General features: G+C 60.2%; 1 protein-coding gene and 2 pseudogenes. 2 read left to right on the top strand and 1 reads right to left on the bottom strand.

Features of this window, described 5'->3' with window-relative positions; genetic code table 11:
• A pseudogene (locus tag EN925_RS34310) lies at positions 1-341 on the top strand (glycosyltransferase family 1 protein); the annotation flags it as partial.
• A 2-nt stretch (positions 342-343) separates the two neighbouring features.
• Positions 344-1486 (top strand): UDP-galactopyranose mutase, encoded by a 1143-nt coding sequence (gene glf, locus EN925_RS34305; RefSeq protein WP_127385351.1) that lies wholly within the window; start codon positions 344-346, stop codon positions 1484-1486.
• 87 nt (positions 1487-1573) lie between these two features.
• On the opposite strand, the pseudogene EN925_RS34300 reads toward glf, so the two are convergent.
• A pseudogene (locus EN925_RS34300) lies at positions 1574-1847 on the bottom strand (beta-glucosidase); the annotation flags it as partial.

Here is a 1847-nt window from a genome sequence, read left to right as displayed (position 1 = left end):
GGGATGCCGGGTGGATGCCGTTTGCACTCAACGAAGCGACCCGGTTCATCAGCCCAACCAAGACGCCAGAGTTCCTGGCTGCGGGCCTGCCCGTAATCTCGACGGCGATCGTTGACGTCGTGCGCAGCTACGGCGCTGCTGGACTGGTGGAAATCGCCGACAGTGACGACTTGGAGAGCAAGCTGCGCTCCATGCTTTTGCGACCGCGTGAGATGCTGCTGCCGCAAGTCGATGCCTATCTGGCTGACATGTCGTGGGAAAGAACATGGACGGCCATGGCCGCTCACATTGAGGGCGCCTACCGACGCAAGAAGGTCGTCCCGTTGCGCAGGAGCGCATAGCCATGTTCGATTGGCTGATCGTCGGCGCGGGGTTTGCCGGCAGCGTGCTTGCCGAAAGAATAGCCTCGCAGCGTCATGAAAGCGTTCTCTTGGTCGATCGCCGCAGCCATGTCGGCGGCAACGCCTATGATTGCTATAATGAAGCCGGCATCCTCATCCACCGCTATGGGCCACATATTTTTCACACCAACAGCCAGTCGATCGTGGACTACCTCTCCCAGTTCACCCAATGGCGCACATACGAGCATAGGGTTCTGGCGGCGGTGGATGGGATACTGCTCCCCATCCCGATCAATCTCGACACGATAAACCGCCTTTATGGCCTCGAACTGAATTCTGCACAGTTGGAGGAGTTCTTCGCGTCGCGACGCGAAACGGTAGAGGACGTGCGAACGGCCGAGGATGTTGTCGTCAGCACCGTGGGACGCGAACTCTACGAAAAATTCTTCCGTGGCTACACCAGAAAGCAATGGGGCGTGGATCCGAACCAGCTGAGCAAATCGGTGACGGCACGAGTGCCGACCAGAACCAACCGCGATGACCGATATTTCAGCGACAGCTTCCAGAAGATGCCTGCCGGCGGATACACGAGGATGTTCGAGCGCATGCTCGACCATCCGAACATCAAGATCATGCTGCAGACCGACTTCCGCGAAATTCGTGACGAGATACCGTTCAACCGCCTGATCTATACCGGCCCGATCGACGAGTACTTCGGCTGGCAGCTGGGGCGTCTTCCTTATCGTTCGCTCCGCTTCGAGCACGTCACCCTCGACCAAGAGCAGTTTCAGCCGGTTGCCGTCGTCAACTATCCCCAGACGGAAGATTACACCCGCATCACCGAGTACAAACATCTGACCGGCCAGCAGAACGCGCGGACCAGTCTGACCTACGAATATCCCACCGATATCGGGGACCCGTACTATCCGGTGCCGCGGGCCGAAAACGAAGAGCTCTTCAAGCGCTACGAAGCGCTTGGCGCAACCTGTCCCGACGTGTGGTTTGTCGGTCGACTGGCAACCTACCGCTACTACAACATGGATCAGGTGGTCGGGCAGGCCCTGGCAACCTTCGCCCGCATCCAGAAGAGCGTCCCGGAATGGGCGAGCGCGGGGAAGGCGTCGTTGGCCCAAGGGGCGCTGTAGCTCGCCCACCCGGACGTACCTGGGAGCATCGAGCGTGGCAAGGCGGCGCCGACAGGCGCTCGCAACATCCCTCGTGCCGCTCATGTATTAACGCGTCAGGTTCGCCGTGAACAAAGCTCGCTGGCGGGCCAATTCCTCCGCGATGGGCTTGCGGACGTGCCGACTGCCGTCCGCCTGGACGACCGAAAACAATCCCACCTCCGCATGCCGCGAATTGTCCCAGCCCGGATAGGCGGTTATCGGATATAGGCAAATACCTTCGATCGGCGCTTCGAGGTCAATTGCGGCACGCACCTCGTCGCAGACATAATGGAGCCACGCCGCCCCGCCTGATCCCTCGGAGCCGGTCTCGGCGATGAAC

Origin of the sequence: Mesorhizobium sp. M7A.F.Ca.US.006.04.2.1 (assembly GCF_004022915.1) — a bacterium.
GTDB lineage: Bacteria > Pseudomonadota > Alphaproteobacteria > Rhizobiales > Rhizobiaceae > Mesorhizobium > Mesorhizobium ciceri.
This window is presented reverse-complemented; position numbering and strand designations above follow the sequence as displayed.

Bases quoted from the DNA above. Each gene is read 5' to 3' on its own strand.
- glf (WP_127385351.1), top strand. From the start codon at position 344: ATGTTCGATTGGCTGATCGTCGGCGCGGGGTTTGCCGGCAGCGTGCTT.